The 16,274-nt window shown below is 37.4% G+C and carries 15 protein-coding genes; 4 read left to right on the forward strand and 11 right to left on the reverse strand.

The window, feature by feature from the left end:
* Positions 1-3: 3 nt before the first annotated feature.
* The 7 genes from HRT72_05025 to HRT72_05055 all read right to left on the reverse strand — a co-directional run bounded on the left by HRT72_05025 (position 4) and on the right by HRT72_05055 (position 3,855).
* Positions 4-1,041 carry a hypothetical protein gene (locus HRT72_05025; GenBank protein NQY67071.1) on the reverse strand — a complete coding sequence of 346 codons (1,038 nt, stop codon included), beginning with the start codon at positions 1,039-1,041 and terminating at the stop codon, positions 4-6.
* Positions 984-1,223, reverse strand: a complete 240-nt coding sequence (locus HRT72_05030) for a SprB repeat-containing protein (GenBank protein NQY67072.1) — start codon at positions 1,221-1,223, stop codon at positions 984-986. The genes HRT72_05025 and HRT72_05030 overlap by 58 nt, the downstream gene beginning before the upstream one ends.
* A gap of 186 nt (positions 1,224-1,409) precedes the next feature.
* Entirely contained in the window at positions 1,410-1,592 is a 183-nt protein-coding gene (locus HRT72_05035; protein NQY67073.1) for a hypothetical protein, read from the reverse strand.
* A gap of 132 nt (positions 1,593-1,724) precedes the next feature.
* The gene (locus HRT72_05040; protein ID NQY67074.1) at positions 1,725-2,036 is read right to left on the reverse strand and encodes a hypothetical protein; all 312 of its coding nucleotides are present in this window, start codon (positions 2,034-2,036) and stop codon (positions 1,725-1,727) included.
* A 68-nt stretch (positions 2,037-2,104) separates the two neighbouring features.
* Positions 2,105-2,449 carry an MmcQ/YjbR family DNA-binding protein gene (locus tag HRT72_05045; protein NQY67075.1) on the reverse strand — a complete coding sequence of 115 codons (345 nt, stop codon included), beginning with the start codon at positions 2,447-2,449 and terminating at the stop codon, positions 2,105-2,107.
* Positions 2,450-3,121: a DNA alkylation repair protein gene (locus HRT72_05050; GenBank protein NQY67076.1), complete on the reverse strand. Its 672-nt coding sequence runs from the start codon at positions 3,119-3,121 to the stop codon at positions 2,450-2,452.
* Positions 3,121-3,855 carry a hypothetical protein gene (locus HRT72_05055; protein ID NQY67077.1) on the reverse strand — a complete coding sequence of 245 codons (735 nt, stop codon included), beginning with the start codon at positions 3,853-3,855 and terminating at the stop codon, positions 3,121-3,123. The genes HRT72_05050 and HRT72_05055 overlap by 1 nt, the downstream gene beginning before the upstream one ends.
* 155 nt (positions 3,856-4,010) lie before the next feature.
* On the opposite strand from HRT72_05055, the gene HRT72_05060 reads away from it, so the two are divergent.
* Positions 4,011-6,056, forward strand: a complete 2,046-nt coding sequence (locus HRT72_05060; GenBank protein NQY67078.1) for an OmpA family protein — start codon at positions 4,011-4,013, stop codon at positions 6,054-6,056.
* A gap of 12 nt (positions 6,057-6,068) precedes the next feature.
* Here HRT72_05060 and secA read toward each other — a convergent pair whose 3' ends face one another.
* The 4 genes from secA to HRT72_05080 all read right to left on the reverse strand — a co-directional run bounded on the left by secA (position 6,069) and on the right by HRT72_05080 (position 11,157).
* Complete coding sequence (gene secA / locus HRT72_05065) at positions 6,069-9,404, reverse strand: preprotein translocase subunit SecA (protein NQY67079.1); 3,336 nt, start codon at positions 9,402-9,404, stop codon at positions 6,069-6,071.
* 107 nt (positions 9,405-9,511) lie between these two features.
* Positions 9,512-9,739: a DUF2795 domain-containing protein gene (locus HRT72_05070; GenBank protein NQY67080.1), complete on the reverse strand. Its 228-nt coding sequence runs from the start codon at positions 9,737-9,739 to the stop codon at positions 9,512-9,514.
* Positions 9,740-9,788: 49 nt separating this feature from the next.
* A complete protein-coding gene (locus HRT72_05075) occupies positions 9,789-10,337 on the reverse strand; it encodes a cob(I)yrinic acid a,c-diamide adenosyltransferase (protein ID NQY67081.1) in 549 nt (182 codons plus the stop codon).
* A 49-nt stretch (positions 10,338-10,386) separates the two neighbouring features.
* Positions 10,387-11,157: a class I SAM-dependent methyltransferase gene (locus tag HRT72_05080; GenBank protein ID NQY67082.1), complete on the reverse strand. Its 771-nt coding sequence runs from the start codon at positions 11,155-11,157 to the stop codon at positions 10,387-10,389.
* 90 nt (positions 11,158-11,247) lie between these two features.
* Between HRT72_05080 and HRT72_05085 the strand changes: the two genes are divergently transcribed.
* The 3 genes from HRT72_05085 to HRT72_05095 form a co-directional block, all read left to right on the forward strand.
* The gene (locus HRT72_05085; GenBank protein NQY67083.1) at positions 11,248-12,720 is read left to right on the forward strand and encodes an SLC13/DASS family transporter; all 1,473 of its coding nucleotides are present in this window, start codon (positions 11,248-11,250) and stop codon (positions 12,718-12,720) included.
* 88 nt (positions 12,721-12,808) lie between these two features.
* Entirely contained in the window at positions 12,809-14,641 is a 1,833-nt protein-coding gene (locus HRT72_05090) for an HD domain-containing protein (protein ID NQY67084.1), read from the forward strand.
* 11 nt (positions 14,642-14,652) lie between these two features.
* A partial coding sequence (locus HRT72_05095) for a sodium:proton antiporter (GenBank protein ID NQY67085.1) occupies positions 14,653-16,274 on the forward strand: 1,622 nt, incomplete at its 3' end.

Raw genomic sequence — 16,274 nt, forward strand, 5'->3', positions numbered from 1 at the left:
TCTCTATTGAATGTAAATCTGTTTTGAAATTTCTTGCCTTTGAACTCTAACAGTTACAATGTAAGCACCTGTTTCTAATTCCACTGAGTGACTAGATCCCGAGACTTTAGCATAGTGAACCAATTGACCTGTAATTGTATTTATCTGAACTTCATCGGGCGAAGAGTTAATCTGTACTTGCTTTCCATAAACGGAAATAATCTCGTTTCCTCCGAAGTCGTTTAGCGAAGTGGTGAAGTCTACAAAAGTGCAAGAGATCGCTTCACATCCATAGCTATTAACTACAGTTACACAATAGTCTCCTGTTGAAAGCATTGATGCTGTTTGAGCTAATTGAGTATTCGCATCATTCCATACGTACATTGCAGGACCTGTTCCCGATACAATATTGGCAGTTGCTGTTCCATCCGAATTTGAGGCAGATGAAGCCGGTGTAGCAGTTGTTGAAATAGTAAATTCATCCGGTTCCAGTATATCAAATACTGCTATATCTGTACAGCCATTAGCGTCTGTAATTATTAGTTCATGACTTCCCGCACATAGATTAGAATATGAATATTGAGGAATAGCCATTAGACCTATATAAGGCTGTCCATCTACAGTTATTGAATATGGTGCAGTACCATCGTAAATAAGGAAATCCACATATCCGTCGCATCCGTTATAACAATTTGTATTCCATATGTTTTGAATAGAGATTGTTGGTCCCGGATTATCATAAATGGAAGTCGTACTACTAGTACTACAGCCGTTCAAATCCGTTACCATTACGGTGTATAATCCTGCAGAAACCCCACTTATAACATCTCCCTGCATGCCATTTCCCCAATCAGAAATGTAGTAACCAGCAAAATTTTGAATAGAAGTAACAAAAGCAGATCCATCTGATTGACCACATGAGGAGTTTGTTGAGCTGGTCGTTATTAGGATTTCTAGAGGTTCATTAATAGAAATTGAATCTATACTTATTCCTCCACTAGAAGTTACCTTGAAAATGTAAATGCCTTGGCATAATCCTGTAATATTGGTTGTGGTTCCCAATATTTGTCCAAACTCATTAAACCACTGGTAGGCAAGGGGGTGCTGCCTGATACAGATCCAACTATTGATCCATCACACTCTCCATAGCAACTAATATCAGTTGCTACTACGGAAGTTGCTAGCTGTCCAAATGCTTGGTTAAATAAGAAAGGTGCTATTAATAGTAGAATTGCTTTTTTCATGTCTTACATCGTTGGTTTATGATTAGACGCACTAACCTATAATAGGTTGCCTAAATAGATTGTTATCCAGTTATTAAATGGAAATCAGTCTATTAGGAATGTGAAAATTGCAATTATCCCCACGACTTTAAAGCATAGAATTCGATTCTATGTATTTAGAATATTGAACAGGATAAGAACAGTATCTTAATGATGTTTGTAGAAACCTATTTCTGTACTAGACGATTTATTGTGGTTTCCGAGCCCTTTAGTGTACTTGGTACTCTTTTTATGATGCGAAGAATAATTGTATCCGCTACCATGATGACATGAACTAATTATAAATAATAGACATACGGCTGCGAGGATAATGATTTTCTTTTCTTTCATAACTTATAATATTAGCTACAAGAAGATACGCCGAAATATTGGATTTGTTACTACTGAGGCTCAGTGACTTTCCTTTAAGTCCCCTGTAAGAACAGTATTTTTAACTAAAGTAATAGATAAACAAGGGTATTATTACTCTTTTACTGACATGTCTTTTGCCGGATTTGCGAGCTTAATCATACAGTGTTTTGTATGGGATTTGTATAATTCATACCGGTCTTCATCCCCAAGTATTAAGTGTTTATCTATGTCTATGTCGGAGAAAACTGTAATAAGCGTATCTGCCACACATCTGCAATATCTATGGGCGAGAATTTCGTCGACGTTGCCCACCTGCTGTACAGTCTTTGTGCAATCGCTTATTATTCGTTTTCTGCTCGCTTGTTCCTCATGACAAGCCGTTACTAATAAAGCGAGAAGTGAGATAAGTAGTATGTGTTTCATAACCATTCCGTTGACTCAAAAATACGATATAATTTTTTGTACAAAAAACAGGAATTTCTTACATCGATTTATTTGAGCTTTTCTTGTATCCTTTTTGAGAGTTTGGAGACAATCAAATTATAAGATTGTTTTGTAAATCCCCTCCATTGTTCGGTCGATAAATATTCAATATTTTCTATCATAACCCATTGTCTTTTTGCCAGATATGGAGCTTGATAAATCCCGTCTCTTTCAATTAAATGATTAAATAGATCATAGGGGATTTTAAACGATGCTCGAATAGGAGATTCGTCCATTGCAGAAATTAGGAATATTTTGTTTACAACGAGGAAGCATAAATTATTTCCCCATTTAATATCTTCCGTTACATGTGGAAGTGAAATACATATATCTCGAAGTTCTTCAATATTCATTTAGCTATAAATAATTCGAAGCGCTTCACGTCTACTTAAAGAGTGTAATTCTGTGCGATAAGCAAAGTCTACTACCCAGGCGGCATTTGTTTTACCGTATTCTCGAAGCATCCAACCGATGGCTTTATTGATGAAGAACTCTTTAGAACCGAGTAATTGGTTAATTACATAGTCTAAAAAGATTGTATCTAATTCGTGTTTGTATTTCAGTTGGAAGATAACGCAACTACGTTGAAGCCATATATTATCGGAAGCCAACCAATGTTTAATAATTTTGTCTCGCTCTTCTGGGAATTTCTTGAAATAAGCTCCGACTAATTTTGGTGCAATAAAATCTACCGTATCCCACCACGATTGGTTTGCAATCATGTATCCAAACATTTCAATGTCGCGTTTTTCTATTTGCTTTACATATTTTAAATAGAGCTCTTGCGCAAAATGGTGGTAGTCTCTAGAATCTTCATTCCAAAGCTCTACCACAATTTTTGTCATCACCGATTTTACGGGTAAATATTCTTTTACTAAAAAGGGTCTTGAAGCGGCCCTTCGAGTTTGGGTTTTTAAGCCTATAAACTCAAACTGGTTTCGCATATAGGCTTTTTGCTGCGCGGCAATTTCTGCATTGCTATGTTCCTCAAAGGCTTCTTTCAGTGCGGCAATGTATTCTCTCATTATTCCATCAGCTTCCCAAACTGAGCCTGTACATCTTCATCGCCGGGAAGTAATTTCCTGGCCATAACAATAGTTTTCTGTGCAGAGTCTTTTTTATTTGTGGTCATGAGGTGGTCAGAATATTCGATAAGGCTTAATGAGAGCTCATACGCAGTGCTATTTTCTGAATTGTATTCACCCTTAGCAAACATTCTATTTAATTCTTTAGCAGCCGAGCTAATACTTAATGTAGCCTGACCTGTACTTCTCAAATTAAGATCGCACATACCCCATATGAATTTCACGTTTGGATCGGCTGAGAAATTATAAATACTTTTGAAGTAGAAGGCCGCTTTTTTATAATTCTTGGCAGCATAAAACTCATCGGCAATTTTTAATGCTTTAGTTTTTAGTTTGTTTAAGAACTTAGAACTCTTTGTGTAGTAGTCATCTTCTTTGTCTTTCTTTTTAAACTTAGCTGCCCATTTCATAGCATCTTTAAGTGCGTTAGGATAGGTTTCTGTTAGTTTCTTATCATCAGAATCTGCGATTTGATAGTTAGACATGGCTAAGTAGAGATATGGCTCTGGGTGTCTTTTTGTTTTGTCTGATTCTGTATACTTTAAAGCTTTAGCATTACAATCCTCGTATTTCCCTTCTAAATATAGCGATCCAAGTTTTTCAAACTCACCACCGATTAATTGTCCAAAACTTGCACTTGCCATTGATAATATCAACACTAATGCCACTGCCATTCTCCTCATTTTGTAAAGTTTTAATTGTTAAATAATAGATTTTCAAAGAAAAATAAATTCTGTTCATAATTCATGCCACTGGAACAATTTTTATTAACGATGTGTCGAGGAGGATTGCTTAAATTAGTGTCATAAAGTTTAAGAGAGCTGGAATCATGAGAATTTATAAGGGCGTAGTAATACTATTAGTAGTATTGTTTAATGGGGGGAGTTTGTTTGCACAAACCGATATGTTCATCAAAGCAGATAGAGCTTTTGAGAGAGAGGAATATAACGTCGCATGTTTTTTATACGAGAAACTTTATCCGAGAGCGAAGAAGATAAATAAGCTTGAAAAAGCTAGAGTGTGTTTTAATTTAGGAGAGTCATATAGGCTCAGTGGAAACATCAGAAAATCGGAATCGTGGTATAAAAAATCCGTTTCAGGAAAATATTTTGATCCAATTTCTATTTTAAGATTGGCAAACGCACAAGCCTTCAATAAAAAATTCGAGGATGCAGAGGTGAATTACAGATTGTATTTATCTAAAGTGCCATATGATGAAATTGGTATTAGAGACTATGCAAATTGTAAAAGAGCGCAAGAATGGATTAAATCACCGACACAATGGTCGATTAGGAATATGGCCGAAATAAATTCTAAGTACAGTGAGTTTTCCGGTGCTTATGTAGAAAAGAAATTTAAAACGATAATATTTACTTCGAGTAGGAAGGAAGCCACTGGCTCTGAAGATGATGGTAGGACAGGTGAGCAATACACGGATCTTTTTATCTCTAAAAGAGGACGAAAAGGGAAGTGGAGTAAACCGGCTGTTGTAGAAGGATCTATTAATACAGAATATGGAGAAGGGGCCACTTCATTCAACAAAAAGTATAACGCAGTTTTTTACACCTCGTGTAAAACAGAAAAGAAGAGAGCCGTAGGATGTGAAATTTATTGGGCCAAGAAGAAAGGTAAAGGGTTCGGGGATCCTATGCTGATCCCAATCTCTTCAGATACTTTTATATGTGCGCATCCTTCAATGGCAAAAGATAATGCCACGTTATACTTTACTTCGGATATGCCTGGAGGTTTTGGTGGGAATGATATCTATGTTACTACTTATAATAAGAGAGGCAAGCAATGGACAAAAGCCAAAAACCTTGGACCGTCAATTAATACTTCGGGTAATGAAGTTTTCCCATTTATTAAAAGTGATGGAGTATTATATTTTTCTTCGGACACTCACGATGGGATGGGAGGCTTAGATATATTTAAGTCGACAAAAGAGGGAGATGCCTGGGGTAAACCAGAGAACCTGCAGTATCCTGTTAACTCAACTGCCGATGATTTTTCTATACTCTTTAAACCTGGAAGAGAAGAAGGGCTGTTTTCTTCAAACCGAATAGAGGGTAGAGGAAGAGATGATATCTATGAATTCCTTTGGCAGATATACACCATCAAATTAGAAGGGTATGCCTACGATAAAGAAACGAAAGAAGCCTTGCCTGGAGGGTTTGTTACACTTACTACAGCAGATGGGCAGGTGTTAACAGATACAATTGATTCAACTGGATTTTATTCGTTCGAATTAGAGCAGAATAGAGCTTACGATATGGAAGCTACTCTAGATAAGTTTTTAAATGATGGTGCTGAAATTGGTACATATGATGTGAGGGGAGATACAACATTCACACAAAATATGTATTTGCAGAATACGGTTAAGCCAATCATCTTGCCAAATATCTTATACGATGTAGCTAAATGGGATCTAAGAGCAGAGTCGAAAAAATCGTTGGATATTTTATTAACGACGTTAAATGGTAATCCTAATATTACGATTGAGCTTGGATCACATACGGATAATCGAGGAGATAGTAAATACAACAAATCTCTCGCGGCAAAAAGAGCAAAGGCATGTGTTGATTATTTAATTGAGAATAATATCGAGAAGGAACGCCTAACACCAAAAGGCTATGGTGAGGATAATCCTCGAGAACTGGAAGAAGACTTGGGTTCTTTTAAAGCAGGGGATATAATGGGTAAGAAGTTTATTAGAGGCTTAGATTCGGATGATTTAGAAGAAGAGGCACATCAATTAAATAGACGAACTAGCTTCAAGGTATTAGAAACAGATTTCGTATCTAAGCGAGTCGTTTTAGACGAAGACGACTATCAATATGATGCAGATAGTAGTGAAGATGATGACGAAGATTGGTAGAGATTAATATCTCTACTTTCCGTGGCAGTGCTTAAATTTCTTGCCACTTCCACAAGGGCAATTATCGTTTCTGCCAACTTTCTTTTCAACTCGTACCGGTTCAGCTTTAGGAGCATCAGGTCTGTCTTCTCCATTTAAAACTCCTTCTCCACCAGAACTAATATTCCCAAATTCCGACTTAGAAGTTTGAAGTTGTTCTTGTCTTCTCTCGACAGGAGGTGCTAGATTTTCTTGAGAAGCCGATTTAGGTAATCCACCTTTCATAAGGTAGCTTACTAATTTTCGATTTACATTGTCCAGCATTGTTTTAAATAACTCAAACGACTCGAATTTGTAAATCAATAAAGGATCTTTTTGCTCGTAGACTGCATTTTGAACAGTTTGTCTAAGGTCATCCATCTCACGTAAATGCTCTTTCCAAGCATCGTCGATCATCATTAGCGTTACGCTTCTTTGGAAGGCTGTTACGATCTCCATTCCATCATTCTCGATAGCATCCTCTAAATTGATGATTGCTTTAATAGGCGTTTTGTTATCCGTAAACGGAATTACCATTTGCTCGTACGTACTTTGTTTTTCAACTAAGTCTTTTATTAGAGGCATTGCACTATTAATAATATCTATATTCTTACTTTTAAAGCCGGCATGTGCGTTCAAGAAAAGCTTGTCTGCTAAGTCGTCTGATTTACTTTCAGAGAATTCATTTTCAGAAATGTTCGTGTTAACTGAAAGCGTTTTAAGCGTTTCGAACTTAAACCCTTCGTAATCGCCAAAGTCTTTGTACTCATCCACTACAGAAGCACATACATCATTGATAGAGTTGGAAACATCTACGTTCAATCGCTCACCATTAAGAGCGTTTCTTCGTTTCTTGTAAATAACTTCACGTTGTGCATTCATCACATCGTCGTATTCCAATAATCTCTTTCTTACACCAAAATGATTCTCTTCGACTTTCTTTTGTGCTCGCTCAATAGATTTGGTAATCATCGAATGCTGAATTACTTCACCTTCTTCGATTCCCATTCTGTCCATTATTTTCGCGATACGTTCCGAACCAAAAAGTCGCATTAAATTATCTTCAAGAGATACGAAGAACTGAGTAGATCCCGGATCTCCTTGTCTACCTGCTCTACCTCTTAATTGTCTGTCTACCCTTCTTGATTCATGACGTTCTGTTCCAATAATAGCTAAACCGCCAGCTTCTATAACTTCTGGGGTAAGTTTGATGTCTGTTCCTCTTCCTGCCATGTTTGTGGCAATAGTAACGGCACCAGCGAAACCCGCTTCTGCTACCACTTCCGCTTCACGTTGGTGTAATTTTGCATTAAGTACAGAGTGCTTAATCTTCTTCATTTTAAGCATCTTGCCTAAAAGTTCAGAAATCTCGACAGAAGTGGTACCAACTAAAACGGGTCTACCTGCTTTTGTGAGCTCTTCTATTTCGTCAATTACAGCTTGGTATTTTTCTCTTTTTGTTTTGTAAACAAAATCTTCACGGTCGTCTCTTATTATTGGTCTGTTGGTAGGAATTACCACAACGTCCAATGCATAGATGTTCCAAAGCTCGCTTGCTTCAGTTTCCGCCGTTCCTGTCATCCCACATAACTTGTGGTACATTCTAAAGTAATTTTGTAAGGTAATGCTAGCGTACGTTTGTGTAGCAGCTTCAATCTTGGTGTTCTCTTTAGCTTCAATAGCTTGGTGCAATCCATCTGAATAACGTCGGCCATCCATGATACGACCAGTAGACTCATCAACAATTTTCACCTTGTTGTCCATCACTACATACTCTGTATCCTTCTCGAATAAAGTATAGGCTTTAAGTAATTGATTGATCGTGTGAATTCGTTCTGATTTTTCTCCGTACCCTTGAATTAACTTTTCTTTCTGTTTGGCTTCCTCTTCTTCTGGAAGCCCTGATTTCTCTAAGTCCGAGATGTCACTGCCGATATCTGGCATGATGTAAAAATTCGGATCGTCGCTATTTTCTGTGATGAGATTAATTCCGTTATCTGTAAGGTCAATCGAATTATGCGATTCATCAATAGTGAAGTAAAGCTCATCATCTACTATATGCATGTTTTTAGATTGCTCTTGCATATAGAAGTTCTCTGTCTTCTGAAGTTTCGTTTTAATCTCAGGCTCGCTTAAGAACTTAATTAAAGCTTTGTTTTTTGGTAAACCACGATGTGCTCTAAGAAGTGCAAGACAACCATCATCTTCCTTTTCGTTGGCAGCTTTTTTATCCGTAGAAGTAGCAGCTTCACTAAGCAGTTTTTTAGCGTCGGTTAATGCAGTTTGTACGAATTTACGTTGAGCATTCATCAACCTTTCTACCTTAGGTTTAAGCTCGTTAAATTCATGTTTGTCTCCACTTGGGGTTGGACCAGATATAATCAAAGGAGTTCTGGCATCATCGATAAGAACCGAATCCACCTCATCAATAATGGAGAAATGATGTTTTCTTTGAACGAGGTCTTCTGAACTAGAAGCCATGTTGTCTCTTAAGTAGTCAAAACCGAATTCGTTATTAGTTCCGAAAGTGATGTCTGCATTGTATGCATCTTTACGTTCAGGAGAGTTCGGTTGGTGCCTGTCGATACAAGCAACCGTTAAGCCATGAAACTCATATAAAGGTCCCATCCATTCCGAATCCCTTTTTGCCAAGTAGTCATTTACGGTAATAATATGAACTCCTCTTCCAGCAAGAGCATTTAGGTAAACAGGTAGAGTTGCAACAAGTGTTTTACCCTCACCTGTTCCCATTTCAGCAATCTTGCCTTGGTGCAAAACGATTCCACCTGTAAGTTGAACATTGTAGTGAACCATGTCCCATTTCAGGTTAGTTCCAGCAACATTCCACGTGCTACTCCAACGAGCCTTGCCATCAATAATTTCTATAGAATCTCTTTGTGCAGCAAAAGTTTGATCTTGCTCTGTAGCTAGTACTTCGAGGTAGTCTTTTTCTTTTAGTCGCTTTGCCGTCTCCTTTATTACTGCAAATGCTTCAGGTAGAATTTCCATTAACATTTCTTCGACAGCGGAAAGCTTGTTTTCCTCAATCTCGTCAATGTTATTGTATAGATCTTCTTTATCGAAGATAGATAGAGATTTATCCGTTTTAATGGTTTCCCGAATCTTGTCTATTTCGGCATCTTGAGATTTAACAGATTCTTTAATCCGTCCTTTAAACTCCGCAGTTTTATTTCTTAACTCGTCATCGCTAATACTTGCAAACTTTGCAGTTGCTTCATGGATGCTCTCCACATAAGGATCAAGTAATTTGATTTCCTTTTCGTATTTATTTCCGAATAGGTTATTAAGAAAGGAGGAGAAGGATGCCATTAAGATATTAGTTTACTGATTTAAATCGCGTCGCGAAACACAACCTTAAAAATAGCTGATTTAATGCTAGAAAGATCTAGCAAAGGGGAGAGGGGAGCTAAAGCAAGCTAATATTCTTCTTCGTTAAAAAGGAAGTCATCTTTGGTAGGATAGTCAGGCCAAATTTCTTCCATGCTTTCGTAGATATGTCCGTCTACTTCTTCTTCAATATCTTGTAAGTTTTCGATTACTTCCAATGGTGCGCCAGTTCTCATGGCAAAATCGATAAGTTCTTCTTTAGCCGCAGGCCAAGGTGCGTCTGATAAGAAAGAAGCTAATTCTAAAGTCCAATACATTCTTTATTTCTATTATATTTTATTCTGCTATTTTGCGCGAATATAAATATTAGAAACTGGGAATCCAAGGAATTTCTTTAGCACCGAAATCTTGAGTGAGTTTTCGTGATAGAACAAATAAATAATCGCTTAGTCGATTTAGATATTTAATCGAAAGGTTATTTGTTTTTTCTGTTTCCGACAATGTAATTACGCTTCGCTCAGCGCGCCTACAAACACCTCTTGCAATATGTGATTTAGAAACAGAAACGTTTCCTCCAGGCAGAACAAATTTTTTCATGGCGGGTAATTCTTTTTCCATCTCGTCAATTTCTTCTTCTAATGCGATTATGTGATCTTCTTGTATAAACGGGATCTTCATTTTGCTATTAGGGTCTGGTGAGGCAAGCATTGCTCCAATACAGAATAGGTCTTCTTGGATTTGAATAATTACGCTTTCAATATTGCCAGGTAATTGTTCGTCGCGAATGGCACCAACAAAAGAATTTAACTCATCAACATCTCCATAAGCTTGAATCCTAATGTTGTTTTTTTTAACGCGGATTCCACCTATCAAAGAAGTTTCTCCTTGATCCCCTTTTTTTGTGTAGACTTTCAAATTGATGTAATTTTTGTTCTTCTATGAAGGTACTATATATAGATTTAACTCAAAATCTAAGGACGTAATTCTCTTTGGATAGCTCCTTTTTAAAGAATATAATTCCGAAATAGAAAAGATCTAAGCTCAATTTAACTTCTTGTTTTGCAATAATAATATTCCAGGCTTCCTCCATTTCGTCTGACCAGTGAATATCGTCGAAAATAATAACGGAATCTTCATTTGTATTGGCTGCAATCTGCTCGAAGTATTTTAGTGTTGGTTCTTTTCGATGATTCCCATCTATAAAAGCAAGATCAATCAACGGGTTTTCGGCAAGAACCTTAGACAAGGTATCGTTAAAATTACCTTCAACAGTTTCTATATTTCTAGCATTCAGTTTATCAAAATTACCTTTTGCTACTTTGATTTTCTCTGGGCTACCCTCCATGGTTATAACCTTTGTAGTAGAAGATGGGATAGACATATACAAAGTACTGATCCCTAGCGAAGTGCCGAGTTCTAAAATAGTTTTCGGTTTTATGTAATTAACTAAACGGAAAAGCAACTGGCCATACTTAGGACTAATACTACTACTCTTTGCGATTTTTTTTATTGAATGTGTGTGTCCATTTCCGGTCTTCATACCCGCACCAAGGTCTAAAACCTCAATTGTTTTGTTTGAAGAAAGCAACTCGTTTCTTAATTTCTCAATTTGTTTAAAGGCATAAAAAGGAGTTTGATCTTTTACAACGTCTAAATAAAAGTTAAAAAGAAATGGGGAATGAATACCATGTTCATCTTTAGCTCGAAATAAATATTTGAGGTATTTAAGAATCATATAGTACTGGTGAACAATTCCTTTAGGAATCTTATTTTTAGCATTTAGAAATCAAAGTTAATTGTTATTTCACAACGAATTTTGTCATTGATGAATCAAAGATTAAAAATACTCTCAGGACCAGTTTTTGGTTTTCTCGCTTTCGTATTGATGGGTGGTTTCGAGCAGGCAACTCCGTTGGCATGCATGGCAGGGGTTGCAATTTGGATTGCTCTTTGGTGGATTACTGAAGCCGTTAATATCTTCTTTACGAGTCTTTTACCTCTTATTCTGTTTCCGTTTTTGGGAATAATGGGGATGAAAGAGGTGGCGCCATTGTATATGAATAAAATCATCTTTTTATTCGTAGGCGGTTTTCTTTTAGCCTACGCTTTTGAAAGATGGAATCTTCATCGCCGGATTGCATTAAAAATAATAGTGCTGACTGGTTCTACACCTTCAAAAATGCTTCTCGGATTTATGGCGGCCAGTTATTTATTGTCTATGTGGATTATGAATACGGCTACCGCAACGATGTTGTTACCCGCTGTTCTGGGGGTGATAAATCAAGTAGAAAAAATGAGCGAACGTAGAAACGATAAGATGGCTACTGGTTTTTTACTTGGCGTTGCTTTTGCCGCATCAATAGGGGGCATGGCTACTTTAGTTGGCACGGCACCCAATATGGTGTTGGCTAATTTATACAATGAGCGTTTTGGCGATACTGGCGTTTACGAGGCTATCAATTTTGGTAATTGGTTTTTGTTTGCTTTCCCGTTGAGCCTTGTTATGTTCACGTCAAGTTTTTTTATTCTAAAAGCGTTGTTTTTCAGAGATGCTAATGAGGTTAAAATAGATTTAAGTTTTATTCAAAAAGATTTGAAGGCAATGGGAAAGATGTCTTACGAAGAAACGATGGTGAGCTTAGTGTTTGTGATAACAGTCGGGCTATGGTTCTTTAGGCGCGACATCGAAATAGGTTCTTTTAGTATTCCTGGATGGAGAGATGTATTCGCATATCCCTCTTACATAACTGATGGTACAGTAGCTATGCTTTCTGCAAGTGTATTGTTTTTAATTCCTTCTAAAAATGAGGGTGCTAAAACGCTAATTGCTTGGGAGGATTTTGAAAGATTACCACTTGGAATAATATTCTTGTTTGGTGGAGGATTTGCTCTTGCCACAGGAATTTCTTCTTCCGGATTGGCTGAATGGATTGCAAATGGCCTTACAGTAGTTGTTGGTTTGTCTCCTTTGTTAATGGTGCTGATTTTATGTTTTTTCATGACATTCTTTACAGAGATTACATCTAATACGGCCTCTACTTTCCTAATGCTACCGCTAATAATTGAGTTGGCGCTTAAGGCAGAATGTCATCCTTTATTATTAATGATACCGGTTACAATTTCCGCCTCTTGTGCTTTTATGTTACCTGTGGCCACACCTCCCAATACCATAGTTTTTGGTAGCAATCGGATTGCATTGAAAACGATGATGAGAACTGGTATTTGGCTAAATTTACTGGGTATCATATTGATTACGTTTACAGTGTTTAGTCTGGGTAAAGTTGTATTTGGGTTTTAAGATATTTTGAGTTACAGCCTTTCTCATTCATTATATATTTAGTCATTCTTATTTTCATATATTTAATTATCTATCAGGTATATAACTTATGGCAGACACTGAAAAGAAAGGGGTATCGGGCAAAAAGGTAGCTCGATTTAAAGATAAGATCCACATTAAGGATCTACAACTTGATGTTCTATTGGAGATTACAAATGCCATCAATAATAATTTGCCGGTTCTTGAAATCCTCGAGAAGTTTGAAATGTTTGTTAAAAACGAACTTAACATAGAAAAGCTCCTATTGTATAGTAAAGGAAAAAAATGGAGATGTTTACTTCAATATGAAGTTGACTATTCTGAACTAGATAATATCGACGTGGAAAGAGACCTGATAGGTGTAACAGACATCACTTCGGTCTCAAGCTTAGAATGCGATAGCCTTTCATCATTCGATATGGTGCTTCCTGTTTTTAAAGGAGGGGAACCTTTGGCATATTTAATTTTGGGCGATCAAGACAACGACGCCTTGGCAGTGAGTTCCATTATAAAGCATTTAAATTTTCTTCAGCTGTTATCTAATATCGTTGTTAGCTCAATATTGAATAGGCAACTCGCGAGAGAAAAGCGTAAGCAGGAGGATGCGAAGAAAAAATTAATTGAGGAGCAGAACGAAATGCTTGAAAAAGAAGTAGCAATTCGGACAAATGAGCTCGTTCATCAGAAAGATGAGTCGGAGCGGTTATTGCATAATATTCTTCCAAAAGAAGTTGCAGATGAGCTAAAGAAAAAAGGAAAAACTAGAGCACAAACCTTTTCAGAGGCATCTTTGCTTTTTACCGATTTTAAAGGTTTTACTAAGCAGTCTTCTAAAATGAATCCGCAGGAGTTGGTAAATGAACTCGACGATATATTTCACCACTTCGATAATATAATGAGTAATCATGGAATGGAGAAAATTAAAACAATTGGGGATGCATATATGGCTGCCTGTGGATTGCCTAAAAAATCAAAAATGCATGCCGTACAGAGCGTAAGAGCAGCTTTGGATATGATTGCCTATTTAAAGGAACGAGGTAAGCATGCCAAGATAAAATGGGAAATGCGTGCAGGAATTCATTCGGGTCCTTTAGTAGCAGGGGTAGTTGGATACAAAAAATTTACATACGATGTATGGGGCGATACGGTGAATACTGCTGCTCGGATGGAGAGTAATAGTGAACCCGGAAAATTGAATATCTCGGCAGTTACTTATAATCTAGTTGGTAAATATTTTAATTGTGAGCATAGAGGAAAGATAGAAGCGAAAGGGAAAGGAGAGATAGATATGTATTTCGTAAAAGGGGAGGTAGAATCGGATCGGGTTATAAAAACGAGGAAGAGAGTTTTTAAACTATTGAAAAGAAAGTTGCCACAGAATAGGTTTTACCACGATTATCGTCATACACTCGATGTGCACAACGCGGCAGTAAACCTGGGTATAATGGAAAATATTAAGGACAACGAGATGGATCTTCTAAAAGTGGCAGCCCTTTATCACGATTCGGGCTTTACGGTTAGCGGCGAGAATCATGAAGAAGTTGGTTGTGGAATCGCACGAAAAGATCTTCCAGGATTAGGATTCAACAAAAAGGAAATTGATAAGATATGTGGTATCATCATGGCTACTAAAATCCCGCAGTCTCCTAGTACTAAACTACAACAAATTATATGTGATTCAGATCTAGATTATCTCGGTCGAGGAGATTTTGAAACTATAGGAATAACACTATTTAGAGAATTGAATGCAAACGGAATAACACTTTCTGTTGAAGACTGGAACAAGATGCAAGTGAAGTTTTTAAATGCTCATACTTATTTTACTAAAAGCTCAAAGAGTATAAGAGAACCTATAAAGCAAGAGCATCTGAAGAAATTGGTGAATCTTGTAGATACCTACTAAATAATACGATTATGAAGAGAATACTATTAATTACTTTCCTTTCTATAAATATAGCTGGGTTGTCTAATATGATGGTTTTAGCAAACGATGTGGTTAAAATAGAAAGTTCGGAGCACACAGAATTAGATCATCATGCTACGCAAGAAGCTGTAGGTCATGGTGGTGAAGAACACGCTGGAGGGCATGATTCACATGGCTTAGATGCCCTTTTCTTTATCATTATCGCACTTCTTGTAGGCGCTGCTACTCGGCACTTTTTAAAGAAAAGTCCCATACCGTTTACCGTTATGCTATTGTTGTTCGGATTAGGTCTGGGATTACTTGCTCGACAAGGTTTCTTTGATGTTTGGGAGTTTGGTTTTATGGAAATGGATGTTCATATCATACACCAATCGATGGATTGGGCGGCTAACATTAATCCACATTTGTTACTTTTTGTATTCCTTCCAATATTGATATTCGAGGCGGCCTTTGCCATGGATGTGCACGTATTTAAAAAGTCGGTAACAAACGCCACGATACTAGCTGTCCCAGGAATTTGTATCGCTTTAGGTCTAACTGCGGCAATGGTTATTGGATGTCAGATGCTAGGAATAGGATTTGAAGGCTGGGGTTGGCCAATGGCGTTAATGTTTGGTTCTGTGATTAGCGCAACTGACCCTGTTGCAGTGGTAGCGTTGTTAAAGGAGCTTGGTGCTAGTAAAAAGCTGGGTACCCTTATCGAGGGGGAATCATTGCTAAATGACGGTACGGCAATTGTAATTTTTATGGTGTTTTTCTTGGGGATCACTGGTTCTGCTTCAGAAACAAATGGGTTTGTAGAGTTTTTATATGTAGCTGTTGGTGGTACGGTTGTCGGACTAATTATAGGCGGTGTAGTTTTGGCATGGGTTAAGAAAGTATTCAATGATGCATTAGTTGAGATTAGTGTAATCGTAGCTGCCGCGTACCTTGCATTCTTTGCAGCAGAACATTTTTTACACGTTTCAGGGGTGCTAGCATTAGTTGCTTTAGGCCTTGTAATGGCGGGAGTTGGTAGAACAAGGATTAGTCCTGAGGTGGAGCATTTTATGCACGAGTTTTGGGAGCTGGCAGGCTTTATAGCTAACTGTTTACTTTTCCTTATAGTGGGAGTTGTAATTGCAATTCGAGTTGAATTTTCGATGGCGAACTTCATTATGTTAGGTATAATTTATGTCGGTATTCATGTTGTACGGGCTATTGTAATTGCAGCTTGTTATCCATTTATGAAAAACACTGGCTATGGCCTGCCAGTAAAGGATGCCATTGTAGTTTGGTATGGCGCCTTGCGTGGTGCCATTGGTTTGGCTCTGGCTTTAATTGTTGCTAATGCAGAGGTGATCCCAGTTGAAATTAGAGATCAGTTTCTGTTTTTAATCGCAGGAACGGTTACGCTAACATTATTAGTAAACGCAACAACAATAAGGTTCTTAGTTAATAAATTGGGCTTAACGGACATCCCTCCAGTTAAGGCTATAATGATGTCGAATGCTTACCACAACATTTCTGTTAATTCGGAGAATAGTGTAGACTTACTTAAATCCGATCGTTTTATGAGTGGAGCGAATTGGAATGCCGTTAGAGAGTTTATCCCTGCTCCAATTAAATTTAA

The sequence above is a fragment of the Flavobacteriales bacterium genome (assembly GCA_013214975.1).
GTDB lineage: Bacteria > Bacteroidota > Bacteroidia > DT-38 > DT-38 > DT-38.